The sequence below is a fragment of the Natrialba hulunbeirensis JCM 10989 genome (genome assembly GCF_000337575.1).
GTDB classification, from domain to species: domain Archaea; phylum Halobacteriota; class Halobacteria; order Halobacteriales; family Natrialbaceae; genus Natrialba; species Natrialba hulunbeirensis.
On record NZ_AOIM01000009.1, the window covers coordinates 36,025 to 61,726 of the forward strand.

A 25,702-nucleotide genomic window follows, 5' to 3' on the forward strand; every position below is an offset into this window, starting at 1 on the left:
CGTACGCGCGCGAGCGCGAACAGCAGCGACGCGCCGCCTCTCGCCCGCACAGCGTCGCTCTCAGAGTACACATGTGGGCTGTCCTCACCGCGTCTCCCACCTGTTCCGAGCGTGAAGCTGTGCAGTGGACAGGCGGTCGGGTGCAGGCGCTCTTGCGTTGTCCCTGCAGGGGTGAGCACCAGACTCTTTTTGACCGGGAGTTGAGCGCCGCATATCCGATGACCAGACCGAACTGGGACGCAGACGAGCACGAATCGAGCGCGAAACACGACGATCGCGCCCGGTCCGACGACGGTGCGACTGCGCGGGATATCATTGTGCATAATCCAAACCCGGACCGACGCGGGCGGTGGCTCCCGGCGAGTATCGTCGTCCTCGGTGCTATCGCAATGGTCCAAGCGGTCGCCTTCGATATCGTCGCGGGGCTACGCTGGAACGCGCTTCTCGTCGGCGCAGCGCTGATCGCGACTGGAGCGTACAACTACGTCAGGAGAACGGATGCGGCGTTGGGGAGCGTCGGTGTCGCGACACTCACTGCGATCCTCGGTCTCTGGCTCGTGGCATCGCCGTTCGTCATCGGTCCCGAGACGGCCACCGTCGCAGCGGCGAACGAACTCAGCGCGACGATTACCGTCGTCGTCGGTCTCCTGGTGGTCGGGATCGGAAGCTACAGCGCCGTCACAGCACGGGCGCGGCGAGGAGACGCTGACGCTCGTGAAACTGCGGTTTACGATCGACGTGGGCAGTGATCCGTGACACGTGACTCGTGACACGTGACTCGTCACCGGTCGTCTTCACTTCCCATCCATAACCCATCACCTGTCACGTATGTCTCACCACACCAGTCGGTCACCGATCAGCGGGAGCAGCGTCAAAAAAGGACTGTGACTGCTGAATCGCAACCGCGAGCGAACGGTGTTAGCCGTGGATTCCCATCGCTTCGATCTGTTCTTGATACCGGTTCCGGATGGTGACTTCGGTCACCTGGGCTACGTCTGCGACCTCGCGCTGAGTCTTCTTCTCGTTGCAGAGAAGCGACGCAGCGTAGATCGCAGCGGCGGCGTACCCGGTCGGCGACTTGCCCGAGAGGAGCCCTTCCTCGGCCGTCTTCTCGATGATTTCGTTGGCCTTGGTCTGGACTTCTTCGGACAACTCGAGTTCAGAACAGAAGCGGGGAACGTACTTTTTCGGGTCGACGGGGCGCATCTCGAGGCCGAGTTCCTGCGAGATATACCGATACGTTCGACCGATCTCCTTGCGTTCGACGCGTGAGACTTCCGAGATCTCTTCGAGACTGCGTGGAATGCCTTCCTTGCGACAGGCAGCGTACAGCGCAGACGTTGCGACACCTTCGATCGAACGGCCGCGAATGAGGTCTTCTTTGAGCGCGCGGCGGTAGATCACCGACGCGACTTCGCGGACCGAGCGCGGGACACCGAGTGCCGATGCCATCCGGTCGATTTCACTGAGTGCGAACTGCAGGTTGCGTTCGCCGGCGTCCTTCGTTCGAATACGCTCTTGCCACTTGCGCAGTCGGTGCATCTGACTGCGCTTTTTCGAGGAAATAGAGCGTCCGTAGGCGTCTTTGTCTTTCCAGTCGATCGTCGTCGTCAGCCCCTTGTCGTGCATCGTCTGTGTCGTTGGGGCACCGACACGGGACTTCTCCTGCCGTTCCTGGTGGTTAAACGCCCGCCACTCAGGGCCTGGGTCGATTTTTTCTTCCTCCACGACGAGCCCACAGTCCTCACAGATGAGCTCACCCCGGTCGGAGTCCTTTACGAGATTGTCCGATTCACACTCGGGGCAGGCACGTACCCCCTCCTGGTCCTCGGTCTCGTCCTTCTCACGCGTTCGCTCCCGCTGGCGGGTGGACCGTGTCATCGCACTTTTATAGTAGTATCACCAGCATACATAAACCTTTGGTAACCTGTTTCGACTATTGACGGAAGACGCCCGAAATCGATGCTTCTGAGGGCTGAGATCCATGGTTTACCATTTGAAACCGGAAAACCTTTATCCGAAACTGGCCGACCACAGCATCGAATGCCGGTTATCGAGTGTGACGTCGACGACGCGCGTGAACGCCTCACAGACGCCGGTGTCCCCGTCGAATCCGGGAACACGGACCACGAGCGCTGGCGTGCGAGCCGCGACGGCGCAACCGCCGTCGCCTATGACGACAAGATCGTTATCCAGGGCAGCGAGCCCCGGGTACTCGAGTCCATCCTTCGCGAGGGCGGGGGTCGCGCACACGTCTACTTCGACGGTGGCGCGCGCGGGAATCCTGGCCCGGCCGGAATCGGCTGGGTGATCGTCACGAGCGAGGGTATCGTCGCGGAAGGCAGCAACCGTATCGGGCGCGCGACGAACAATCAGGCGGAGTACGAGGCGCTGATCGCTGCACTCGAGGCCGCGCGCGACTACGGCTACGACGAGATTCACGTCCGCGGGGATTCGGAACTCATCGTCAAGCAGGTGCGCGGAGAGTACAACACGAACAATCCGGAACTGCGGGAGCGGCGCGTGACGGTCCACGAACTGTTGCGCGCGTTCGACGAGTGGACGCTGGAGCACGTTCCCCGCGAGGTCAACAGTCGGGCGGACGAGCTCGCGAACGAAGCGATGGATCAGTCCTGAGCGCTCACGCACGGATTCTGTGCAGAGTGTGCAGACGCGGTTTGGTTTCAATCTCCAAGTCACAGCCCGATCGCCCAGCCAGCCGAACCTGGATCAGCAAGCCACAAACCCTCGCGCACGAACACTCACATATGACTGCCGACCTTCCCGACGACGTCATCGCGGAAGCCGAACGCCTCACTCGTCTCGCACGACGGACACCTGACGAAAACGAGGCCGCAGCCTACGAGGACCGCCGGGACGACCTGCTCGCCACCCACGAGTACCGCGCGCGTATCCGCGACGACGGCGATGCCGTTCTCGTGCTCCACCCCGCCGAGTGGCACGACAGCGAGGCTGTCTCTTATACACATNCCTCGCGCCATCAGAGATGTGTATAAGAGACAGCTGGGAGGCCATCGACGCTGCCAACCGAGAACTCGTCGCGGCGGTCCGCACGGAACACGGTGACGTTCACGGCGAGAACGCGCGCCTGCTCGCAGACTTCGCTGGCAACCACTACGCGAAGCCAATCGCATCGCTGACCGCCGCGGAACTCGCGGAGTTCCGCTCCGAGTACGTCGTCCGAAACGCGTGGCCGACCGACAAACAGGTGGCTGCACTCGAGGAGTCACTCGAGTTGGTGTTCGATGTCGCTGACGAACCGTACCCGGTGATCGAGGGAGAGACGGAGCCGTCGGCACTGGATGACGCCGTTGCTGAGGATCGAGCGTAGAGAGCTGGTGCGAACGCGAATTCTGTTGCGGACGAGTCCGAGGGAGGGGAGTCGGTCGTGCTGGAGAGTAACTGGCGTGCTGTTAGCTATCGTGTTGCTTGCTATCGTACCGGCGTACCGTCCGCTATCTATTGTTATACTGACACGCTGATCGCAAAACGGAGTACCGAACTGCCCGACAGTTCAGTAGCTGTTCTCGATGATCTCGCTGATCTCGTCCGCGCGGTCGTCGCCCGTGACGACCTTCGAGAGAGTCCAGCTGAGGCCGTCGAGGACGGCGTCGTAGCCGTCGTCGGTCAGCGAGTACTGGTTCGTTCGCTTGTCGAGTTCACTCTTTTCGACCAGTCCGAGCTCGACGAGTTCGTCGAGGTTGGGGTAGAGACGCCCGTGGTTGACTTCGGTTCCGTAGTAGTCCTCGAGTTCGCGCTTGATCGCCAGGCCGTACATCGGTTCCTTGGCGAGGATGACGAGGATGTTGTTCTGGAACGCTGTAAGTTCTCGTGCAATACTCTGTTCGCCGGTGATTGATTGTGCCTCTGACATACCTGTGCAAATGTCACCAGACTATTTAAGACTTGCCAACCATTCGGTAATATCGTCGGGTTAGATCGCAGCTAACCGCTGACGATGAGTACAGGCGGCCCTGTACTCGGTGCCCGTGTGTGTCGGCTGTCTGGCAACCGTCACGTAGAACGTGAAACGTGATTAGGAAAGTACTTTTTGATCCACCGTGGAGAGTGCGGTGCATGGTCAATCTCTGGGAAGATATCGAGACCGGACCGAATCCGCCCGAAGAGATCTACGCTGTCGTCGAGTGTCTCAAGGGCGAACGGAACAAGTACGAGTACGATAAGGACGTCCCGGGCGTCGTCCTCGACCGCGTACTCCACAGCAACGTCCATTACCCCAGTGACTACGGGTTTATCCCGCAGTCGTACTACGACGACGAGGACCCCTTTGACGTGCTTGTCCTCGTCGAAGATCAGACGTTCCCCGGCTGTGTCATCGAAGCCCGCCCCGTCGCCCTGATGAAGATGGACGACGACGGCGAACAGGACGACAAGGTCATCGCCGTCCCGACCGAGGACCCACGCTACGATCACATCGAGGACCTCGAGGACATCCCACAGCAGCAACTCGACGAGATCGACGAGTTCTTCGCGACCTACAAGAACTTAGAGGAAGGCAAGGAAGTCGAGACGCTGGGCTGGGAGGACCGACAGGCTGCCTACGACGCGATCGAGCACGCCCAGGACCTCTACGAAGAAAACTTCGAGTAACGACGCCGCTCTCTTTGCGTCGTTTCTCACCGTTTCTCGCCGTTTCTTACGATTTCTCAGCATTTCTGCTTCGACCGACGCACGCCAGTCTCGACACCGCTCGGCGAGTCGATTCACCGTGGTTATCCAGTCACGGGTGGCTCATGCATTATGAGCATGGGTAATTTTAACCCCGTGTAGGTGGTATACTGATCCGTCATGGCAGTAACCAACCCGTCCTCGCGTGAATCGGTGCCGGCCGACGAGCAGGAAGCCGGTGTCGGAATGCGCCACGTGACGGTCGTCCCGACCAACTTCGAGGCCACTGAAGACGACGCAGCCCTCGAGTCAACCACCAGTTCCGACCACACCACTGACGCCGCCGCTGATGGTCAGGACGACTGAGCCAGCGTATTAGCGCCTTCTCCTCGCGTCTCGCACCGCAGTCCTCTCTGTTCTCTCGGTCACATCGTTCCCGTCTCGAGGGCCCCGTCCGCTGAGAACGGTTTCGTCCTTCTCAAAAGAGTGTCCCGAAACGAACCTTCTTGTATACGGTTGAACTACGTCCGTCCATGGGTCTATTCGACCGGTTGCGGGGCGATGATGCCCCCCGCGTCGCATTTATCGGGGTCGACGGCGTGCCGTACAGTCTGCTCTCGGAGAACGAAGACCTGTTCCCGAACTTTGCAACACTCGCCGACGAGGGGACGGCGAGCGAAATCTCGAGTATCGTTCCGCCGGAATCGAGCGCCTGCTGGCCGTCACTGACGACCGGTGTCAATCCCGGCGAAACCGGCGTCTACGGCTTCCAGGACCGCGAGGTCGGCACCTACGATACCTACGTCCCGATGGGAAACGAGGTCCAGGCCGACCGCGTCTGGGACCGCGTCCAGGAGGAGGGCCGGCGGGCCACCGTGATGAACGTCCCCGTCACCTTCCCACCGCAGCGCAACGTCCAGCGGATGGTCTCGGGCTTCCTCTCGCCAGGTCTCGAGAAGGCTGCCTATCCGGACGACGTTCGCGACTACCTCGACACGCTCGACTATCGGATCGACGTCAATCCGAAGCTGGGTCACGAAAAGAACAAGGAGGAGTTCATCGAGGACGCCCACGAGACCATCGACGCCCGATTCGAGGCGTTCGAACACTACATCGAGGAGGACGACTGGGACCTCTTCTTCGGCGTCTTCATGACGACCGACCGGGTCAACCACTTCCTGTTCAAGGACTACGAACAGGACGGGGAGTACAAGGACGAGTTCATCGAGTTCTACCAGAAGGTCGACGACTACATCGGGCGCCTGCGCGAGGCGCTGCCCGACGACGTGACTCTGATCGTCGCCTCCGACCACGGCTTCACCAGCCTGGACTACGAGGTCCACTTCAACGAGTGGCTTCGGGAGGAGGGCTGGCTCTCCTTCCAGGACGACAGCCCCGAAGAACTGGGCGACATCGCAACAGAGACGAAAGCCTACTCATTCATCCCCGGCCGCTTCTACATCAATCTCGAGGGCCGCGAACCTCGTGGCTCCGTTCCCGAAGACGAGTACGACGACGTCCGAGACGAACTCAAGGAAGCTCTCGAGGCACTCGAGGGCCCGGACGGAAACAAGGTGGTCGAACGCGTGGTCGAAAAGGAAGATGCGTTCCGTGGTGACCACGACGACATCGCGCCCGATCTGGTCGCGATTCCGAACAAGGGCTTCGACCTCAAGTCCGGTTTCAAGGCCGACTCCGACATCTTCACGACCGGTCCCCGAAACGGGATGCACAGCTTCGACGATACGGCACTGTACATCGACGAGCCGAGCGCATCGATCGGTGACGCCGACCTCTTAGACATTACGCCGACGATTCTCGATTTACTGGACATCGAGTACAGCCGCGGCGAGTTCGACGGCGCGAGTCTGGTCTGAGTCGGTGGGACTTGCGGACGTTTCCTGTTGTCGCTCTCTCACGATTGCCGTTTCCCGCTCGTCGATTCGAGTCCGTTTTCCGCCCGGCGACATACCGCCTACCAGAGACCGCATGCAAGAGATTATCCACGCCCAGGGCCACGAGCACGTCAGTGCCGAACACGCGAGCACGTTCGAGGTAACTACCGACGACTATCTCACACCAGCAGGCGACTGCATCCTCGCCATCAACGCGGATCGAGCACCCGCCGACTTCGACCCCGACTTCATCGACGCCTGCCAGAACGCCGACGCCACAATTACTGTGACCATCGAAGCCGACGGCCACACCGAAACGGTAACCGGTCGTGGCGATCCGGCACTCGAGTACACGAACGAGCGAAGCGCGGTCGGCCGGACCAGTGAGTACGTCGACGACCGGACGATTATGGTAGGGGCTGAGTTTGCCGCGGAGGGGTTCGACCGCGATCTTGTCGAGGCGCTTTCAGGGGGTGCGGACGTGACGGTGACGTTCAGAGTCGAGTAGCGTGCTGTAGTCGCAGTGTGTGGCAGGTGGGTCGTCGTGCTGTTGGCCCAAGTGCTGTTGGGCCAAGACGACCCGAACGGCCACAACACAAATGGCAGAGAGCGAGAATCGGTCAGTATGTCACAACGCGTTATCTGTCCGCACTGCTCGACGAAGACTGCTGTCGATATCGACCGAACGGTACTCAGGACGCGCGAACGAACTGGGTCGCTTCGGGACGGCTACGATCGGTCGGCGACGTGCGACGAGTGTTCGGAGACGTTCGCGTGTAAGATCGAGGATCCGCTGAGTCACTGATACAGACGGTGCTGTAGCGTTGCTCATCGATGCTGGCGTTATTTTCCGTTCTACTATTGACCTAGCTGCTCGTGAGACAACGTCAGTCCGGTGCTGCCGCGACCGCGTCTGCAGCCGTCGTTCCGACCTGTTCGTAGAACTGCCCGCGGAGGCTATCAGCGTGTTGTGACATCTGGGTCAGGACCACAATGTGGTCAGACTCAACGATGAACACGACGTCGAGGTCGATGTCGAAGAATGTGCATCGGATAATAAACTTCGTTTCGTCGTACAGCCCTTCATGGTTCGGTGAGACTTTCCTGCAGACGTAGCCAGATCGGTCTCGGAGGGTGGTCTTCAGTTCTGCTGGCGTGAGATAGCGGTCGCATTTCTTGCGTGCTGTCGTAGTAATACGAATCGTGTCGAGTGGCGACTCAGCGGGCACACGCGAATACTACCGCCAGACGAACTTAAAACGATACGGGCGATGTCGTGCGCTGCCGCGGGTCTCCAGTTCGGTCTGGAATCGGGTGAGCAGTGCCGAGGCGTGTTCCGCGGAGTCAAACACTACGACAGCGGCGTCCGTGATGGGGGCGACCAACTCTGTGGTGTGCTGTGGTGTGGGCGAGACGAGACACCGGACAGTGGACACAATTACTGAGACTATCGGTCGACCAAATCAGGATCGCAGAGAAAAACCGATACGCATGCCGCCCTGACAGGGCCGTATGAGCGACGAGTCGGACCAACCGGCGGATCCCGAACCCGACCGTAACATCAGCGGTGGGACGACGGGTGGCGGTACTGCAGCTACGTTCGATCCCGCAACCGCCGACACGCGGGCCGAACGCGTCGTCGACCGCCTCGGGGAGCGCTACTGGCAGAAGACCTACGGCGGACGGGACGCCTTTACGTGTCTCGTCAGAACGATTCTGAGCCAGAACACGAGCGACAAGGCGAGCCAACCGGCACACGATGCACTGATCGACCGCTACGGGGACTCAAGTTCGCGTGCGGACCTCGCTGACGCACTCGCACACGCCGAGCAGTCACAACTCGCAGAGACCATCAGCTCTGCGGGACTCTACAACCAGAAGTCCGGGATGCTCATCGACGCGGCCGAGTGGGTCTGTGACGAGTTCGGCTCCGCGGCCGAGTTCGACCGCTTCGTCACGGATGAAGCCCCCGACACTGTGCGCGAGACGCTCCTCGACGTGCGCGGAGTCGGTCCGAAGACAGCCGACTGCGTCCTCCTCTTTGCGGGCGGTCGAAACGGCGTCTTCCCGGTTGACACGCACGTCCACCGAATCTACCGGCGCATGGGCATCGCACCCCCTGAGGCGGACCACGAGGAAGTCCGCGCGGTGCTCGAAGCCGAGGTGCCAGCCGCGAAGTGCGGTTTCGGACACACGGCTACAATCCAGTTCGGGCGGGAGTTCTGTACTGCACGAAAACCGGCCTGTCTCGAGGACCCGGAGGCGTGCCCGATGGCCGACCTCTGCGAGCAGGTCGGTGTTTATCCCGAGACGGGCGAGGTCGTCGACCCCGCTGACGCGCCAACGTAACTGTCTCCGGATTTGTTGCGGTCACTGCCAATCACGACACAGTCGGTCTCACGACTGCTGTGCGATCACTGTCGCTGTCTCCAGCAGTGTCGTCCTATCTCCAGCAGTATCGTACTGTTTACAGCAGTGTCGTTGCCACAAGGGCTATTTCCGTATTCGAGTATCACACTTGCTATGGCACAACCACTGGCACTCCTGAAGACCGCCGTCTTCACCGTCCTCGTTCCCGGAACCGTCGCCGGACTGATCCCGTGGCTGCTCGGGCGGGGTGATCTCGAGTACAACGTACTCGAGTCGCCGGCGGTCCAGCGCCTCGGACAGGTTTCCTTGATTGGTGGTGGGTTCCTGTATCTACACACCGCGTTCCAGTTTGCAGACAGTGATGGGACACCCTCACCGAGTGACGAACCGGACGAACTCGTCACCGATGGTGTCTACGCCTACAGCCGGAACCCGATGTATATCGGCGTCGTACTGGTCGTTGTTGGACAGGCAGTCCGATACCGGTCGGCACTCGTCGGCTGGTGGGCGGTCGGCTGTCTGCTCGGTTTTCACAGGCGCGTCGTGAGTTACGAGGAGCCGCATCTGGCGGCCGAACACGGGGAGGCGTTCGACGCGTACGTAGAACACGTACCGCGCTGGCTTCCTCTGCCGCGGGTTCTTCGTCGAGTCGTCGACTAAGCGAGCCGCTCGCTTCTGTATCGTCCGTTCATGATTGGGGCCTATCAGTCCAAATTACAGTTCAATTTCTGATCTGGTCTTGTGGGCTGGGCGACGATGGGACAGACGACCCGGCGTCAGCATTGACGTCCAGTAGTGAGTGACCGTCGCTTCCTGTGGTGTGTATGGTCACGAGTCACAAGATGTAGTTCGAACATCACAACGGTTTTATGTTGCAATCGGGGTAGAACCGGGGCACCAATGGCTGCAGGCCCAGAACGGGATGCAGAGGTTGACGAGACGAAGTCCGCGATCGATGCTTCAACTACCGCGTCCGCCGGAACGACCTCGAGACGGCGGTTACTCTCCGCGACGGCGGTCGGTTCTGTGACCGCTCTCGCTGGCTGTGCCGAACTGCTCGGCAGCGAGGACCCACTGCGCGTGAGTATCTGGAGCGGCAATTACGCAGATCGCTTCGAGGACGGTGTCGTCGAACGATACGAGGCTGACCACGACACCGAGATCGAGATCCACCGCGGGTGGGACGAAATTCTGGCCGACATCCAGTCGGCACCCGAGGACAACCCGCCGTTCGACGTCACTGTCGCTGAAGGAAACTTCTACTACTACGGCCGTCAGCAGGACCTCTTCGAGCCGATTCGGGAAGAGAACATTCCGAATACCGACGGTATCATCGACTTCTACAGCGAGATGCGCGACACGGAGTACGGGCTTCCCGTCGACGGCGCGCCGTGTACCATCATCCACCGCGAGGACGCAGACGTTGACCCCGAACAGTGGGGCGACCTCTCCTCGTCGGCCGTCGCCGATAGCACAGGGATCGGCGTCGACACCGGCTTCTGGTGGTATCCGCTCTACGCCGCCGCGATCGGCATGGACGAGGAAAACGGCGCCGGCGAAATGCACGACGAGGCCTACCACGACGACGTGCTCGACCAGGTCGAGGAGTGGAACGTCCAGAGCTGGGCGAGCTCCGGCGAGGATATCTGGCGAGCCTTCGAGAACGGCGTCATCGACGTCGCCCAGTGGTACTACGACCAGACGGCCTACGACATCGACGACTACGACGGACTGACGCACACGATGCCCGAAGAGACGACTGGCTGGCTCAACAACTGGTGTGTCGTCCGCGGCACCGACAAGCGCGACGAGGCAGAGGAGTTCATCAACTTCCTGCTCGACGCCGACGTGCAGTCCGAGTGGTCCGAACACGCGCCGATGGTGTTCAGCAACGAGGACATCGAGTACGCCGAGGGACTCGAGGACGACCTTCCGACGACGACCGAGGAGGCACAAGACATCGCGTTCCCGGACTGGGAGTACCTCGCGAGCCACGACGACCACCTGTCCGACGAGTTCTCGACGATCCAACAGCAGTCCTGAGCAGCGCCAACGACGACCACTACCACCACTCCACAGTTTCACCCACCTGTCACTGAGCGCACTCCATACCAACTTCAGACTAATGTCAGAAATCACACTGCACGAGTTAGAAAAGCAATACGGCGAGACGACCGCCGTCGAAGACGTCTCCGTCGAGATCGAAGACGGCGAGCTACTGTGTCTGCTCGGCCCGAGCGGCAGCGGCAAGTCGACGACCCTGCGCATGATCGCCGGCCTCGAGACGCCCACGGGCGGCGAGATCTCGATCGATGGCGACGACGTGACCGACGATCCGGCGTACGAACGAACCACCTCGACGGTGTTCCAGGACTGGGCGCTGTTCCCACACAAAACCGTCCGCGAGAACGTCGAGTTCGGCCTCAAGATGCGCGGCGTCCCGGCCGACGAGCGCGAGCAACGGGCCGAGTCGATGCTGGAGCGCGTCCAGATGACGGGCTACGGAGAGGACGATCCGACGAACCTGAGCGGCGGTCAGAAACAGCGCGTCGCACTCGCCCGCTCGCTCGCGGTCAACCCCGACGTCCTCTTGCTCGACGAACCGCTGTCGAATCTCGACAAGCGCCTGCGCGAGGACATGCAGATCGAACTGCGCGAGATCCACGAGGATCTAGACGAGACCTTCGTCCACGTCACCCACGACCAGGACGAGGCGTTCACCCTCGCCGACCGTATCGGCATCATGGATCAGGGCGAACTCGTCCAGATCGGCGACCCCGACGAAGTCTACGAGAACCCGACGAACCAGTTCATCGAGTCGTTCCTCGGCGACACCAACTTCGTCGACGCCCGCGTCACGCGAACGACCGGCGACGCCGTCTACGTTGACACCGAACTCGGCACCGAACTCGTGTTACCGACGGACGCCGAGCCGGCCGTCGACGAGGGAACGGCGCTCACGCTCTCGTTGCGCCCCGAAATTCTCTCGATCGACCAGCCCTCGGCCGACGGCGGCACGGCCGCTGATGACACCGGCGAACAGCTCGCCACCGACGGCAGCTCGCGAACCGCCGTCACCGGCACCGTCGAGAACGTCATCTATCGCGGCTCGACCGTCCGCTACTCCGCCGATGTCGACGGCACGTCCATGTTCGCCGAGCGAACCGACGCGAGCACCGGCGCGCTGTCGGCCGGCGACCGGATCCGACTCGAGTGGAACGGCGCAGACGTACTGGCCTTCCGCGAGGATGGAACGCGGGTCTCCCTCTAAGAATGTCTGAGACGACATCACTGCCACAGATCCCGACCTCGCTCGCCTCGCTCCGGGAGTCGTTCGCCGGGCAGTCGAGTTCGACACGGGCGCTGCTGTTGATGGCCCCGCTGATCGCGTTCGAACTGCTGGTGTTCGTGATTCCGTTCCTGATCTTGCTTCGGATCAGCTTCGCAGAACCCTCAAGCGATCTGATCTACGAACCAGGTTCGTGGTCGGTCGAGGCCTACGCCGCCGTCGTCGACAACATCCTGGCGTTCGAGTTGCTGTGGAGCGTCGTCAGCTACTCGTTCCTGTTGGGGGTTGCCGTGACCGCCGTGACGGTCGTGCTCGCGCTGTTTTACGCGTACGCCATCTGGCGTGCGACCGGGCTCGTCAAGACACTCTTGCTGTTCTCGGTCGTCTTGCCGTTGCTCACGACGCTGGTGATCCGGACGTACGCGTTCACGCCGCTGCTGTCGCCGTCGGGAACGGTCAATGACATTCTGCTCTCGACGGGACTGCTCTCGGAGTCCGTCCAGTTCGTTCCGAGTATGGCTGGTGCCGTGATCGGCCAGGTGTACATCGTTCTGCCGTACGCCGTGCTGGCGATCTACAGCGTGCTGGCGACGATGGACTGGCACGTCGTCGAGGCGGCTCGCGACCTCGGTGCGAGCCGACCGCGCTCCGTTGCGGAGGTCGTCGTGCCACAGGCGATGCCCGGCATTATCGTCGCGGCGGTCATCTCCTTCGCCTGGAGCGTCGGTGCGTACGCCGCACCGGGGCTACTCTCGGAGAACATTACGTTCGCACTCCACGTCGAAGAGTTGCTCCTGGGCGACCTTCGCTACCCGACTGCTGCTGCACTGTCGGTCATCATGCTCCTCCTGATGCTCGTCTCGGTTTCGATCATGTTCGCTGTTCTCAACCGCTTCGGAGGTGACTTCGACCTTGCATAGAGAGCAACTCGAGAACGCCGCGTTCCGCGCCGGCTACGGCGCGTTGCTGGTGTTCATGCTGTTGCCGCTGCTCGTCGTCGTCGTGACGTCGTTCTCGGCATCGGGGCGGATCGCGTTCCCGCCGGACAGTTACTCGCTCGTCTGGTACGCCGACTTCTTCGAGAGCACGCGCTGGCTAGACGCCTTCACGAACAGTCTCATCATCGGCGTCGGAACGGCGCTGCTCGCAACACTGCTCGGTGTGCTGGGTGCGTTCGGGCAGGAACTCGAAACTGACAGCGTGGTCGGCTCGGTTGTGGCACCGGTCGTGTTGATCCCGCTGTTGATCCCACCAGTGATCCTCGGCATCACGCTGTTGATGTACTTCAACGAGGTCGGACTGCGAGGATCCTACGCGAGTATCATCCTGGCGCACACGCTGTGGGCGACGCCGCTCGTCTACTTCGTGATGCGCTCGGTGTTCAGCCGGTTCGACTGGCAACAGCTCGATGCGGCCCACGACCTCGGCGCGGGGCCGGTTCGTTCGTTCGTCCACGTCGTCCTGCCGAACGTGAAACACGGCATCTTCGTGGGCGGACTGCTGGCGTTCATCATCAGTCTGCAGGAGTTCGTGATGGCGCTGTTCCTCTCGACGCCGGGCACCGAGACGATTCCGGTGCTCGCCTGGACGGAGATCCGCCAGGCGCTCGATCCGATGGTGAGCGTCGTCTCGACGTTCCTCATCCTGATCTCGGTCGGTGCGATCATCGTCGCCGCGATCGCGACGAATCTCGAGTGGGTCTCGAAACAGCTCTCCTGACTCGCCGTCGCCGAGGCAGGGGTTCTCCGGTTTCCGTCTCTGCTCCCCTTCGTGCGGAGGTTGGTTGGCAGAAGAGGAAAAGCGGGACAGGCAGCCGAAGTGGCTACGATATGCTGTGTATGGCTCAACCTGTCTGCTGCAGATAGAGAGAGTCAGAAACTCACGTCTCGTCATCGCTTGCAGCAGGGAGTGTAAACGAGAACATCGCACCCTCGCCCGGTTCAGACTCGACCCAGATATCGCCACCGTGGCGCTCGACGATGCGCTTACAGAGCGCGAGGCCGATTCCCGTCCCCGACTCGTCCTGGGCGTGCAGGCTCTGGAATACCTCGAAGACGCGCTCTTTGTCGTCCGGATCAATACCGACTCCCTCGTCGGCGACTGAGACGACCACCTCCGAACCGCTCCGCACGGCCGAGATAGCAACCCGTGGCGGGTCGTCGCTGTACTCGATTGCGTTCGACAACAGGTTCTGGAACACCTGACGTAACTGCCCTGGATCTCCCTCGACGCGGGGCAACGACTCGGCCGTAATCTCGGCCTCGCTCTCCTCGATGCTCATCTGGAGGTCCTGGCGCACATCTGCGAGCACGGCATCCAGCTCGACCGGTTCGAACGGATCGCCGCGCGTCTCGATCCGCGAGTACTCGAGTAGCCCTTCGATCATGGCGCGCATCCGCTCGGCGCCGTCGATGGCGAACTGGATGAACTCCTTGGCGTCCTCGTCGAGGTCGTCGGCGTAGCGGCGTTCGAGTAACTGGAGGTAGCTCGTGACCATCCGGAGGGGCTCCTGCAGGTCGTGTGAGGCGGCGTAGGCGAACTGTTCGAGTCGCTTGTTGGATTCCTCGAGTTGCTGCTCGAACTGCTTTCGCTCGGTGATATCGGCCAGTGCACCGGGGAACGTTACTGGATTCCCGTCATCGTCGTACTCGACGTGACCGCGCGCAACGACCCACCGGAGTTCGTTGTTATTGTCCCAGACGCGGTACTCCTCTTCGTATCCTTCTCCCGATTCGATGGCGTCCTCGAGCCTCCGTTTGACTCGCTCACGATCGTCGTCGTGGATGGCCGAGACGAACTGGTCGAGCGAGACGCCCTCGATGGCGGCGTCGGGATCGATCCCGAACTTCTTGGCGAACGACGCACCTGTGACCATCTGGTCCTCGGGAATATTCCACTCCCAGGTCCCAACAGCGCCGGCTTCTGTCGCTGCTTCAAGCCGCTCTTTTGCATCCTCGAGATAGCGCTCGCGTTCGACCCGTTCGGTTACGTCGTTTGCCGCTCCCAACCACTGAGTGATTTCGCCGTTCTCGTCCAGCAGCGGTGTGGCACGCGAGACGATCCAGGCTACTGTGCCGTCTTCACGAACGACTCGGTGTTCCAGCTCAAAGCTGCTTTTTGTCCGAGTGGCTTCGTCAATGGCCTCCTGAACGCGCGGCTGGTCTTCGGCCGGAACGTACTTTTCAATCCACGTTGTCCCTTGCTTGTCGGTGTCAGCGAAGAAATCCACCCCCTCTAAACTACGCATTTCGCTCCAGTCTGCGTTCGTACTGAAGACCACGTCTGACGTGGTTGTGACCAACGCACGAAAGCGCTCTTCGCTCTCGCGCAGTTGTCTGTACGCCTCTTGTTTTGCCTGTCGGAGCAACTCCTGTCCGCGCAGCACGACGTCCGATGCGAGCTGTGTATCCAACGTGTCTGTCTCCCGTAGCAGCTCCTGCTCGCCGTCTGCCTGGAGTTCCTGGACGATCGGCGTGATGTCCTCGACACTATGGACGATGTAGTCGAGTTCGCCAGTCGTGTCAAACACCGGCGAGTTAATCGGATTCCACCAGCGCTCTTCGAACTCGTCACCACCGGACTCGCGGTCGGGGATCGGATAGTGTGTCACCGGCATGGTGTCTGCTTCCCCGGTTTCCGCCACTCTATCGAGCGATTCGCGCAGGTTCCCGGCGCCATCGGCTGGATCGTTGGGGTTGTTCGGAAAAATATCGAACAGCGTCTTCCCGAGCATCTCCGCTCGCTCGGTCATCGTCGCGTCCAGATATGCATCGCTTACGGCCACGATTTCGTAGTCTCCGGGCTGGACGATGAGGTAGTTGCCGGGTACGTTCTCGAACAGTCGCCGAAACGTTGCTTCGGTGGCCTCTGATTCCGTCTGTTTGCGGCCCTCACGCTCGCGAACGGTTCCGACTGTTCCCGGGACGGACTCAGTCGTGTCGAGTACGTTTAGCCGGAGTTCACAGCGAATCTGGTCTCCCGCTGCGGTCTCTATGGTTCGATTGAGCACCTCGCTTCCGTCGGACTCGGGTGCACGGAGCCGGTCGATCTCGTGTTCGATCGGGACAGCATCGCCACCGAAGAGCACGGAGACGTGCTCACCAAGCAGTTCATCGCGTGTGTATCCAGTTATCTCGACGATTGCGTCGTTGACCGAGACCAGGCGGCCGTCGGCATCGAGTCGATAGATTCCAGCGTCTACCGTGTTGATGAGCGCCCGATAGTGCTCGAGGGCCTCAGTGTCGTCTGTCTCTCCCCAGAACCCCAGTTCAGACGACCGGTCCCGTTCACTCATATACATATTGAGAACTTCGACCCGGATAAGTTCCGTGCCGGACTGCTCGCTGTCGTCTTCGGCTCTGTACAGGCGATTTTCTCACGAATCCCGTCCGGTCTCACTCAGACGTAGCCTACCTGTATCAACACGCAGCCAGCCACCACCAGCATCGACGCCGTCCCCTTCTGGACCAGCGTGAACGGATCGAACTCCTCCTCGAGTACCGCCGGTACCAGCTTCGACAGCGAGAGCGCGCCGACGAACACCAGCAACACGTCCAGTTTTGTCACCGCCGTCGCGAGCGAAACCGGACCGAACTCGAGTGCCCGGATGAACGTGAAGAGGCCGATGGCGTTGAGCAGGCCGCCGACGAGCAGCAGGCGGGGTCCGGTCGCGAGCTGGTCCGGATGCTGGATGGCCTGCAGAGGGTCGAGTGCAGCGCCGAACCGCGCTCCGGCGCGAAACGGGGCGATCGCGAGCACCGACAGGAGGCCGCCGAGACTGATCCAGAACAGTAGCTCGACGGTGCCGAAGCTGTCTGTCAGCACCTTCATCCCGGTGTTGAACACGGCGAACGCGAACGCGGCGATGACGGCGACGCCGACCGTCGAAAAGCGCAGACTCGAGCGCAGCGAGCCACTCTCTCGCTCGTAGGAGATCGTCAGCGCGCCGAGGACGACCAACCCGACGCCGACGTAGACGCCCGCGGGAAACGCCTCGCCGAGCACCAGAAAACCGAGACCGAGCACGAACACCGTCTCGAGCGAGAGCGTCGGCACGAACCGGGAGACGTCGCCGTTGACGAGTCCCCAGTAGTAGACGCCGTAGGCGGCCGTCGAGATGACGCCGAAGGCGAGTGCGAGGGTGATTGCTTCCGCCTCCCCGCCGGCCCCGCTCGCGCCACCCGGCATGAAACTGGCCTCGCTGATCGCCGGCCACTCGAGTACCACGCCGGCGACGATGTACACCGTGTAGAAGGGCACACAGGAGTACACCGCGAGCGTGAGCGGGTCGTCGATCGACGCGCCGCTGACGACTTTTGCGAGCAGCGCGATGGCTGCGTAGACGACGGCAGTAAGCAGTGCGTAGCCGAACCAGACTGAGATCATGGGTGTCGTACTCGCCTCCGTTCGTCGATACTCACAGCCACTGTTCGCATGTCACGTCCCCGTCGAGGAGCGCTGTTCGTCGCCCGGGACAGTCGACACTGGTACACAGTTCTAGCTGTGGATCGAGGCGGAAAACTCGGTTGCCGGCGTGCGTTAGACGAGCGCGATCGGTGACGTGCGGTACACGAGTGCGATCGGTGGCATGCGTTAGACGAGCGCAATGTCGTCACGATCAAAAAGCAGGCAAGAGCCGGCACGCGCCGGCGAGCACTCCAGAGAAGCACAGCGTCAGTCGACGACGCAGCCTACAGGAACCGGAACGTCTCCAGGTTCTTCGGTGCGAACGTGCGCATGTTGTAGTCGTGATAGAGCGCACTCGAGAGGTCCTGCGTCGAGCGCTCGTCGCCGTGGACACAGAGTACCTTCTCGGGGCGCGGATTCATCGTCTTCACGAAGTTTTCGAGCCCCGCGCGGTCGGCGTGGCCGGAGAAGCCGTCGACGGTTTCGACGTCCATGTTGAGCGAGAGGGTGCCGCGGCCGTTGTCGCCGCCCATTGCACCGACTTCGCTCGTCGGAATCTCGTCCCAGCCGTTCTGGATGCGGCGGCCGAGGGTCCCCTGTGCCTGGTAGCCGACGAAGACGAGCCGCGAGTCTGGATCGGGACCGATGTGGCTGAGCCAGGACATGATCGGACCGCCGGTGACCATACCCGAGGTCGAGAGGATGATACACTGGTCGCCGTCGGCGACGTCCTGGCGCTCCTCTTCGCCGCCGTCGATGTGGTTGAACTCCTCGGCGAGGAACGGGTTCTCGTCCTCGTGGAAGATCCGGTCGCGCAGGTCGTCTCGTAGGTACTCCGGATAGGTGGTGTGGATCGCCGTCGCCTCCCAGATCATGCCGTCAAGATGGACGGGCATCGACGGAATGTCACCGCTGCGCATCGCCTCCTCGATGACGAGCATAATCTCCTGGGAGCGACCGACGGCGAACGCCGGGATGACGACCTTGCCACCCTTCTCGTAGGTCTTGTTGATGACCTCCTTGAGCTTCTCCTCGGAGTCTTCCTGGTCCGTCTGGTAGTCGTTCCGTCCACCGTAGGTGGATTCGAGAACGAGCGTCTCGACGCGCGGGAAGTCGTTGACCGCGCCGTTGAACAGGCGTGTATCGTCGTAGTGAATGTCCCCGGAGAAACAGACGTTGTAGAGGCCGTCGCCGATGTGGAAGTGCGAGACGGCCGAGCCGAGAATGTGCCCCGCGTTGTGGAAGGTGAGCTTCACGTCCGGCGCGATGTCCGTCACGTCGCCGTACTCGAGTGGGATGCAGTGTTTGATCGCTTCGCGGACCATCTCGGAGTCGTACGGCGGGGTGCGTCCCTCCTTGGCGGCGACGTCGAGGTAGTCGAGGGTGAGCAGACCCATCAGGTCCCGCGTGGGTTCGGTACAGTAGATCGGGCCGTCGTAGCCGTACTTGAACAGCAGCGGGATGAATGCGGAGTGGTCNGAGCAGACCCATCAGGTCCCGCGTGGGTTCGGTACAGTAGATCGGGCCGTCGTAGCCGTACTTGAACAGCAGCGGGATGAATGCGGAGTGGTCGAGGTGGGCGTGGGTGAGGACGACTGCGTCGATCGTTTCCGGACCGGCACCGAACGCCTCGGGGGCGTGGAGGTACGGCACTTCGCCCTCCGCGCCGGGTTTGTCCCCACAGTCGACGAGGATGCGTGTCTCCGGTGTCGAGAGGATAAAGGAGGCGCGCCCGACCTCGCGACAGCAGCCGAGTGTCGAGATGCGGACGTACTCGTCGTCGGACATCTCCTCGCGGTGGATCTGTCGGCCGACCTTCTCCAGAATATCGCGGCGCTCGTCGCGCTCTTGCTTGAGGAAGCTCCGAACGTTCGAGACCGTCGAGGACTCGATCGGTGGCGTGCGGACGACTTCCGGTGTCCAGCCGACGCTCTTCGTGATGTCACGAAGCGTCGAGCCGTGGCGGCCGATGACCATGCCCGGCTTTTCGGCCTCGATGACGACCTCGCCGGTGTCGGCGTGGAAGTCGAGGTCCGTGACGCCGGCCTCGTCGGGGATGACGTTCATGATCTCCTCGCGAGCCTCGTTCGGCCGGGAGAGGACGCTCGGGTCCGGCCGAACGGTGATGCGCTTTCGAAGCTTGCTCGCGAGCTTCCGGATGAGATCGCCCTGCTGGGCGAACTCCTTCGGATCGCGCGTGTAGACGACCAGCTCTGGTCCTTCGTATTTCACCGAGGAGACCGAGATATCACTCGGTAACTCGCTCGTGATCTCTGCTTGCAAATCGTCGAGTTGCTGCTCTACAGTGCTCATAATCGCCAGATGTGGCTTGCGTGAACTCGCCGCCGGAGAGTACGTCCCGGGACGCTATCGCGAGAGAGACGTCGACGCTGTGGTCGATTTCGATGCCGAGGTCGGTCCCGACAGAACTGCCTGCCGTGATACGGTCCGTTGTAGTTCGGTACCAGTGATCGCCGCCCCGTTGGGGTGATCTCCGGTAAAACACTACAACGATCCGTCTGAAACAACGCAGACTGCGTCGTATCTCGGATCATTCTGTGTGACACCGTCCCATACGAACATACTCCCAGGTCGGTTATCCTGGTCACTGCGGGAAGATTCCAGGGAGAACCCGCTTACCCGAGGCTATTCTTTGCGTGGTATAAAAGCCTTCGCAAAATCCAGGATGGTGGCCCGCGAAGCCGTCCTATGGACCTCACACCGGCCCGCGTCGCCGCCGAACGAGACTGGGTTCGCGAGCGCGCCGACACCATCGTCCCGCTGATCAACGACGTTCGCGGCGATCTCGGCGAACGTTTTGAGACTGACGTCGATGCCATCACCGAACAGCAGTACCGCGAGGAGGTAGACGTGGTCTTCGCAGACGGTGACCTCGCTGTCAACGTCGCCGCGATGGTCGGACTGCTCCGCGGACTCGATGTCGAGGGTGACTACCCCGGCTTCGTCGTCGACGAACTCCTCGGACGCGAACTCGCCGCGACGATCGCCGGCACCCAGCCGCTCCGAACGCTCGGCGAGGCGACCTTCCACTACACGGACATCCACGTCCACGGCGACGAAGACGAAAACGCTGGCGTCGACGACCTCGAAGCTGCCCTCGCCGCCGGCTTTCAGGAACGAATTCCTGGCTGGGACTGGACCGAACGCGAGAGTCCGTTCAGCGTCCCTCCCGTCGACGACGCCGATTCGTAGTCACCTCCAAGACGGATTCACAGGTATCAGTGACGTGCACTCGCGACAGCTGCACCGCTGACTCGAAATCGACCGCCCACACCTATACCATCCCCCTCCGTACGGCCCGCTATGCCCGTCCGCGACGACACGTCCGACGACCGCGAGCCGTTCGCCCTCCTCGCGGACGAGTTGCGACTCGAGATCATCCGCACGCTCGGCACCGCCGACGCCTCCTCGCTCTCCTTTTCCGTGCTCCGCGAACGCGTCGGTAACCCCGACTCCGGACGCTTCAACTACCACCTCGGCAAGCTAACCGGCACCTTCGTCCGCCGAACCGACGCTGGTGAGTACGCGCTCTCGAGTGCCGGCTGTCGCGTCGTCGGCGCAATCGTCGCGGCGGAGTTCCCATCGGGGGCAGCGTCGGGACCGGCGTCCGACTCAACACAGCCGACACCGGAAACGGCCACACTCGAGTCCCCCTGCCCGCGCTGTGACACGGCGCAGGTCGCGACCTACGACCCTGCAGTCGAGCGCGTCTCGATTCGGTGTCCCGACTGCGCGGAGCTGCGCTCGCAGTTTGGCTTCCCGCCGGGCGGCTGGGACGCACACGCCGACTCGCTCACGACCGTTCTCGACCGGTGGTTCACCGATACCCTCCGCTTTCACGCGGACGGCATCTGCGTCAACTGTACGGGGCGGACGACCGGCCGCATCAAGACGGACTCAGCGATGTACGACGATGACGAACTCCGCCTCGCGTTCGACTGTGAGCGCTGCCCGAATCGCGTCTCGTTCACCCTGAGTCTCTACTTGCTGTTTCAGCCGCCGGTGGTCGCATTCCTCCACGATCACGGCATCGATCCCCGAGCAATCGACATCTGGAACCTCAAGTTCGTTCTGACGCCGACGGTACAGCGAGTTTCGACAGCCCCACTCGAGTTGCTCGCCGAGTTCGAACGCGACGGCGACCGGCTTCGGGTGCGCGTCGATTCCGAGTTGCGGGTCGACGTGGTCGAGTAGCGCCCACGAACTGACTTCGCCTCGAATTGCCCGCGTCTGCAAACCGAAACGAGGGTGTCAGCCGTAAACGTCATATCACAAACAGAACTGCGCTTCTGCGAATCACTATCTCGGACTGTACTCGAGTACCCCTATGCGCGTCGTGCTCCGGCAAACACAGTTTCGGCGGCTGTTTCTCGGTCGGCTCATCGCGAACGCGGGGGACAGTCTCTACTACGTCGCGGCAATGTGGCTCGTCTTCGAACTCGGCGGGTCGGCGTTCTACACGGGACTCGCTGGCTTTCTGGCACGATTTCCGATGGTGCTGCAGCTGCTCGTTGGTCCGCTCGTCGACCGCTATCCGCTCGGGCGGATCCTCGTCAGTGCGACGTCGGTGCAGGCGCTCCTGTTGCTCGTCATCCCGGCTGCGGCGGTGACCGGCCAGCTGACCGTCTGGACGGTCCTCCTCGTGATGCCGTTCGTCGCGCTCGCCGGCCAGTTTCTCGAGCCGGCACAGAAGGCTGCCGTACCGCGACTCGTTACCCGTGAGGAGCTGGTGTCAGCGAACGCCGCGATTTCGGTCGCCTACCAGGGGACGAATCTCGTCTTCATGGCCGTCGGCGGAGTACTCGTCGGGCTGATCGGAGCAACCGCGCTGTTCGTCGTCGACTCGATCGCGCTCGGGGTTGCAGCGGTCTGTTTCGTTCTGCTCTCGATTCCATCGGCAGGCCGACGAACGGGTCCAGAAGGTGGCCCCACCGGTGCCGTCGCGGACGGCGACAGGGACAGCGACAGTGCCGCTGTGCTCGATGCTGACGGCGGTGATGCAACAACTGCCGAAACCCGGATCGAAGATACTGCTGCCACCCAGACCTACCTCGGCGAACTCCGGGAGGGGCTTCGCTACGTCCGCGGCTCCATCATCGTCCCAATGTTCGTCGGTACGTTCGTCTTGAACTTCGCAACCGGCGCGATGATGGCCGTTCTCCCGGTCTTTGCGGCACAATCCGGTGGGCCGTCGCTGTACGGCACGCTCCTCGCGGCAATTTCCTGCGGCGTCCTCCTCGGTGCGCTCTCGGCGAGCAAAATCGACCACATTGGGATGGGACGGCTCTTCGGCATCGGCTTTCTCGCCAGCACGCTGGCCTGGGCGATCGCCCTCGGTATTGATTCCGCCCTCATTACGGCCGTTGGCATCGGCGCAGCCTGGATCATCACCGGCAGCTACAACGTCATTTCCGCGTCGCTCAAGCAGTCCTACGTTCCCGATACGCTTCTTGGACGCATCTCCTCGATCAGCTTCAGCATCTCCACCGGCGCGTTGCCGCTCGGCTCGCTGCTCGGTGGGCTCGCCGGCGACGTATTCGGCCCGACGGCCGTTATGGGCACTGTCGGCGTTGCGTTCGCAGGGTTAGCAGGATACTGGTTCATCCATCCACAGCTCCGAACGCTTCCCGCGGTCGACCGTCTCGATCCGGAACGCTACGGGCTCGGCACGACGTGAGTGTAAGTCTCTCGAGCCAGGGCCAAAACTGAAGAAAACAATCAGTTACTCTCGTCGTCCGAGTCCGAGTCCGAATCGGAGTCGGCGTCGGCGTCTGCTCCGTCTTCGTCGTCATCGGCCGCTTCGCCGTCATCGGCATCGGTGTCGGTACCGTCGTCGCTGTCGGCGTCGCCATCCTCCTCATCGTCCTCCTCATCCGCTTCTTGCTCGTCTTCGTCGTCCGGTTCGGGCTCGGGACCCGGCGCAGGTTCCTGTCCCTGCATCTGCTCCAACACGAGCTCGTAATCCTCGCCGGGCAACAGCGCTGCGACCTCCCCGTTTCGGAGCAGGTCGACCAGCCGCTCGTCCGGTCCATCGAGCAAGAACGCACCCTGCTCGGCGATAGCACCCTCGAGTGAGATCTCGTCCTCCTCGAGTATGGCAGACTCGAACTCGACCGCTTCCGCTTGGAACAGCTCCGTCTCTCGCTGTTCGATTTCCGCCATCAGCTCTTCCTGGCTCGCGTCCTCGCCCGCCTCGGCGATCACGTCCTGCTGGATCTGGGCCCGTTCCTGCTGACTCGGCTGGACGGACGCCGTGATGCCGTCGGCAGGATCGATCCCTGGCTCCGGGTCCGTCTCGAGTTCGGGCGCGCTGTCGTCCGAACCGATGCCGGGGATGTCGAACTGGGTACAGCCGGCGAGCGACGCTGTCGCACCGACACCGGTCAACTGGAGGACGCGGCGCCGAGTGGGGAAATCAGTCATTACGCATTTGCTGTCGGCGACGGGCAGGAATAAACCCTCGTTCTCGGAGCGCAAACACGTTCGGCGCGGTATCAAAGACGGCGCTGTCAGACCGCGTGCAGGCTCGCCGTTTCAGCCGAGATGAAGCCACTCTCGATTTCACCACGGCCGACGGCGGTCGCGGCCCTTTTATTCGCCGCGTCGGTATCACTCGACAGTGACCACCAGTCGCAGTACGCAGTCCGTTCGCGCCGTGACACTCGAGCGGCCCACCCCCACGGCGGCTCGCGATGCGATCGCAGACGGTCTCGACCGCAAGGCGCTCGTTACCGTCTTCGGTCGCTGTACCGTCGACTACGACGGCCGCGCCTCGAGTCAACTCGCCGCCGGGGACCGTCACGTGATGCTCAAACCCGACGGGGCGGCGCTCGTTCACACCGACGAGGGCCAGCAGCCGGTGAACTGGCAGCCGCCGGGCTGTGCGCACGATGTTTTCTGCGAACCCGCGAGCGGCGAGGGTGACTCCGAGGAATCTGAGGAAGCTGACGCAGACGGCGCTGACAGTCCTGCCGATCCGGACACAGCCACAAACACCGCGACGCTCGTCCTCGAAAGCACCCGCTCCACCCCCGAAGAACGCCTCCTCGTCCGTTTTCAGGACGTGCTACAGGTCTCGACGTTCGCCGGCACCGACGAGGGGGAACTCACTCTCTCGGGCACCGAAGCCGACCTCCGCGATCGTATCCTCGACGATCCCGATCTACTCGAGTCCGGCTTCACGCCGCTGGCCACCGAGCGCGACACGCCAGCCGGTGCGATCGACATCTACGGCGAGGACGACGCCGGCCGCACCGTCGTCGTCGAACTCAAACGCCGCCGCGTCGGCCCCGACGCGGTCAGTCAACTCCGGCGCTACGTCGACGCACTCGAGCGCGACCTGCACGCGGAGGCGACCTTGCGAGGAATTCTCGTCGCCCCGTCAGTGACCGACCGCGCGCAGCGGTTGCTGGGAGCGCACGGACTCGAGTTCGTTTCCCTCGAACCGACTGGCCCGGACTGACTCGGACTGACTTGAACTGACACCAACTACCGAGTAGTCGACGGTGGGACCCGGTGAGACAGCGTCGTGGCTGCCTGCTAGTGCCACGTCGAACGCTTCCCGTTCGCAGCACTCGGTTCCAGATATGGCGTTGCAATCGTGGACTCGATCTGATGACGGAGAGACAGGTGACCAGCTTTCAAGTACTGAATCAGAGCCGGCCGACCCACCAGCATCGTCGAGCTGGCTCTTCCGACTCGGTCGCGCGCTGTTCGGCGGCATTCTCGCGTTCAACGCGCTCGACAATCTCTGGAATCTGGATGAACGAATCGCCTACGCGGAGGCGAAGAACACGCCGTTTCCCGAATTCACGGTCCCGATGACGAGCGGCGGCTTGCTGCTCGGCGGCATCGGCGTCGCGCTGTGGCGTCGCCCCTCCGCCGCGGCGGCGCTGATCGCCGGCTTCCTCGTCAGCGTCACGCCGGTGATGCACGACTTCTGGAACGTCGAGGATCCCGAGGAGAAACAACAGCAAATCATCCACTTTCTGAAGAACACGGCGCTGTTCGGGGCGGCGCTCGCGTTCCTGAAGTTCGGCCGGCGGCGGTCTGCGTAACCACTCAAGGCCAG

General features: G+C 62.2%; 24 protein-coding genes and 2 pseudogenes. 19 read left to right on the forward strand and 7 right to left on the reverse strand.

Translation table 11 applies throughout. The features are described from left to right. The first annotated feature begins 218 nt into the window (after nucleotides 1-218). Nucleotides 219-749: an SPW repeat domain-containing protein gene (locus C483_RS01450; RefSeq protein ID WP_006651570.1), complete on the forward strand. Its 531-nt coding sequence runs from the start codon at nucleotides 219-221 to the stop codon at nucleotides 747-749. 169 nt (nucleotides 750-918) lie between these two features. Here C483_RS01450 and C483_RS01455 read toward each other — a convergent pair whose 3' ends face one another. Then, nucleotides 919-1,881 (reverse strand): transcription initiation factor IIB, encoded by a 963-nt coding sequence (locus C483_RS01455; protein WP_004213785.1) that lies wholly within the window; start codon nucleotides 1,879-1,881, stop codon nucleotides 919-921. 162 nt (nucleotides 1,882-2,043) lie between these two features. On the opposite strand from C483_RS01455, the gene rnhA reads away from it, so the two are divergent. Continuing rightward, nucleotides 2,044-2,637, forward strand: a complete 594-nt coding sequence (gene rnhA / locus C483_RS01460; protein WP_006651571.1) for a ribonuclease HI — start codon at nucleotides 2,044-2,046, stop codon at nucleotides 2,635-2,637. A gap of 131 nt (nucleotides 2,638-2,768) precedes the next feature. Continuing rightward, nucleotides 2,769-3,352, forward strand: a pseudogene (locus tag C483_RS01465) (DUF7108 family protein). Between the two features lie 183 nt (nucleotides 3,353-3,535). Here C483_RS01465 and C483_RS01470 read toward each other — a convergent pair. Further along, complete coding sequence (locus C483_RS01470) at nucleotides 3,536-3,895, reverse strand: PadR family transcriptional regulator (protein WP_006651572.1); 360 nt, start codon at nucleotides 3,893-3,895, stop codon at nucleotides 3,536-3,538. Between the two features lie 203 nt (nucleotides 3,896-4,098). Here C483_RS01470 and C483_RS01475 point away from each other — a divergent pair, with 203 nt between their 5' ends. The 5 genes from C483_RS01475 to C483_RS01495 all read left to right on the forward strand — a co-directional run bounded on the left by C483_RS01475 (nucleotide 4,099) and on the right by C483_RS01495 (nucleotide 7,350). Then, nucleotides 4,099-4,632 carry an inorganic diphosphatase gene (locus C483_RS01475; RefSeq protein ID WP_006651573.1) on the forward strand — a complete coding sequence of 178 codons (534 nt, stop codon included), beginning with the start codon at nucleotides 4,099-4,101 and terminating at the stop codon, nucleotides 4,630-4,632. 198 nt (nucleotides 4,633-4,830) lie between these two features. After that, nucleotides 4,831-5,016 (forward strand): hypothetical protein, encoded by a 186-nt coding sequence (locus C483_RS01480; RefSeq protein ID WP_006651574.1) that lies wholly within the window; start codon nucleotides 4,831-4,833, stop codon nucleotides 5,014-5,016. A 167-nt stretch (nucleotides 5,017-5,183) separates the two neighbouring features. After that, on the forward strand, nucleotides 5,184-6,527 hold the full coding sequence (locus C483_RS01485; protein WP_006651575.1) for an alkaline phosphatase family protein: 1,344 nt from the start codon (nucleotides 5,184-5,186) through the stop codon (nucleotides 6,525-6,527). Nucleotides 6,528-6,639: 112 nt separating this feature from the next. Continuing rightward, complete coding sequence (locus C483_RS01490) at nucleotides 6,640-7,053, forward strand: DUF371 domain-containing protein (protein WP_006651576.1); 414 nt, start codon at nucleotides 6,640-6,642, stop codon at nucleotides 7,051-7,053. A 117-nt stretch (nucleotides 7,054-7,170) separates the two neighbouring features. Beyond that, nucleotides 7,171-7,350, forward strand: a complete 180-nt coding sequence (locus C483_RS01495; protein ID WP_006651577.1) for a hypothetical protein — start codon at nucleotides 7,171-7,173, stop codon at nucleotides 7,348-7,350. An 82-nt stretch (nucleotides 7,351-7,432) separates the two neighbouring features. Here the strand turns inward: C483_RS01495 and C483_RS21210 are convergent, their stop codons facing one another. After that, the gene (locus C483_RS21210) at nucleotides 7,433-7,774 is read right to left on the reverse strand and encodes a hypothetical protein (RefSeq protein WP_006651578.1); all 342 of its coding nucleotides are present in this window, start codon (nucleotides 7,772-7,774) and stop codon (nucleotides 7,433-7,435) included. A gap of 283 nt (nucleotides 7,775-8,057) precedes the next feature. Between C483_RS21210 and C483_RS01505 the strand changes: the two genes are divergently transcribed. The 6 genes from C483_RS01505 (at nucleotide 8,058) to C483_RS01530 (ending at nucleotide 13,923) form a co-directional block, all read left to right on the forward strand. Beyond that, nucleotides 8,058-8,894 (forward strand): endonuclease III domain-containing protein, encoded by an 837-nt coding sequence (locus C483_RS01505; RefSeq protein WP_006651579.1) that lies wholly within the window; start codon nucleotides 8,058-8,060, stop codon nucleotides 8,892-8,894. Nucleotides 8,895-9,068: 174 nt separating this feature from the next. After that, nucleotides 9,069-9,575, forward strand: a complete 507-nt coding sequence (locus C483_RS01510) for a methyltransferase family protein (RefSeq protein WP_006651580.1) — start codon at nucleotides 9,069-9,071, stop codon at nucleotides 9,573-9,575. A 240-nt stretch (nucleotides 9,576-9,815) separates the two neighbouring features. Continuing rightward, the gene (locus tag C483_RS01515) at nucleotides 9,816-10,958 is read left to right on the forward strand and encodes an ABC transporter substrate-binding protein (protein ID WP_006651581.1); all 1,143 of its coding nucleotides are present in this window, start codon (nucleotides 9,816-9,818) and stop codon (nucleotides 10,956-10,958) included. A gap of 82 nt (nucleotides 10,959-11,040) precedes the next feature. Further along, on the forward strand, nucleotides 11,041-12,186 hold the full coding sequence (locus C483_RS01520) for an ABC transporter ATP-binding protein (RefSeq protein ID WP_006651582.1): 1,146 nt from the start codon (nucleotides 11,041-11,043) through the stop codon (nucleotides 12,184-12,186). A gap of 2 nt (nucleotides 12,187-12,188) precedes the next feature. Further along, complete coding sequence (locus C483_RS01525; protein ID WP_006651583.1) at nucleotides 12,189-13,124, forward strand: ABC transporter permease; 936 nt, start codon at nucleotides 12,189-12,191, stop codon at nucleotides 13,122-13,124. Further along, the gene (locus tag C483_RS01530) at nucleotides 13,117-13,923 is read left to right on the forward strand and encodes an ABC transporter permease (RefSeq protein WP_006651584.1); all 807 of its coding nucleotides are present in this window, start codon (nucleotides 13,117-13,119) and stop codon (nucleotides 13,921-13,923) included. The genes C483_RS01525 and C483_RS01530 overlap by 8 nt, the downstream gene beginning before the upstream one ends. 160 nt (nucleotides 13,924-14,083) lie before the next feature. On the opposite strand, the gene C483_RS01535 is transcribed toward C483_RS01530, so the two are convergent. From C483_RS01535 to C483_RS01545, 3 genes and pseudogenes are all read right to left on the reverse strand, one after another. Then, the gene (locus C483_RS01535) at nucleotides 14,084-16,498 is read right to left on the reverse strand and encodes a PAS domain-containing sensor histidine kinase (RefSeq protein ID WP_006651585.1); all 2,415 of its coding nucleotides are present in this window, start codon (nucleotides 16,496-16,498) and stop codon (nucleotides 14,084-14,086) included. Nucleotides 16,499-16,602: 104 nt separating this feature from the next. Continuing rightward, complete coding sequence (locus tag C483_RS01540; protein ID WP_006651586.1) at nucleotides 16,603-17,589, reverse strand: EamA family transporter; 987 nt, start codon at nucleotides 17,587-17,589, stop codon at nucleotides 16,603-16,605. Between the two features lie 305 nt (nucleotides 17,590-17,894). After that, nucleotides 17,895-19,923, reverse strand: a pseudogene (locus tag C483_RS01545) (MBL fold metallo-hydrolase RNA specificity domain-containing protein). A gap of 396 nt (nucleotides 19,924-20,319) precedes the next feature. Here C483_RS01545 and C483_RS01550 point away from each other — a divergent pair. The 3 genes from C483_RS01550 to C483_RS01560 all read left to right on the forward strand — a co-directional run bounded on the left by C483_RS01550 (nucleotide 20,320) and on the right by C483_RS01560 (nucleotide 23,308). Then, a complete protein-coding gene (locus tag C483_RS01550) occupies nucleotides 20,320-20,823 on the forward strand; it encodes a hypothetical protein (protein WP_006651587.1) in 504 nt (167 codons plus the stop codon). 111 nt (nucleotides 20,824-20,934) lie between these two features. Next, a complete protein-coding gene (locus tag C483_RS01555; protein ID WP_006651588.1) occupies nucleotides 20,935-21,825 on the forward strand; it encodes a DUF7351 domain-containing protein in 891 nt (296 codons plus the stop codon). A gap of 133 nt (nucleotides 21,826-21,958) precedes the next feature. Then, the gene (locus C483_RS01560) at nucleotides 21,959-23,308 is read left to right on the forward strand and encodes an MFS transporter (RefSeq protein ID WP_006651589.1); all 1,350 of its coding nucleotides are present in this window, start codon (nucleotides 21,959-21,961) and stop codon (nucleotides 23,306-23,308) included. A 41-nt stretch (nucleotides 23,309-23,349) separates the two neighbouring features. Here C483_RS01560 and C483_RS01565 read toward each other — a convergent pair whose 3' ends face one another. Next, nucleotides 23,350-24,054 (reverse strand): hypothetical protein, encoded by a 705-nt coding sequence (locus C483_RS01565; RefSeq protein WP_006651590.1) that lies wholly within the window; start codon nucleotides 24,052-24,054, stop codon nucleotides 23,350-23,352. Between the two features lie 196 nt (nucleotides 24,055-24,250). Here C483_RS01565 and nucS point away from each other — a divergent pair, with 196 nt between their 5' ends. Further along, complete coding sequence (gene nucS, locus C483_RS01570; RefSeq protein WP_006651591.1) at nucleotides 24,251-25,093, forward strand: endonuclease NucS; 843 nt, start codon at nucleotides 24,251-24,253, stop codon at nucleotides 25,091-25,093. 124 nt (nucleotides 25,094-25,217) lie between these two features. Continuing rightward, nucleotides 25,218-25,688, forward strand: coding sequence for a DoxX family membrane protein (locus C483_RS01575; RefSeq protein WP_006651592.1), 471 nt, complete (start codon nucleotides 25,218-25,220; stop codon nucleotides 25,686-25,688). Nucleotides 25,689-25,702 lie beyond the last annotated feature (14 nt).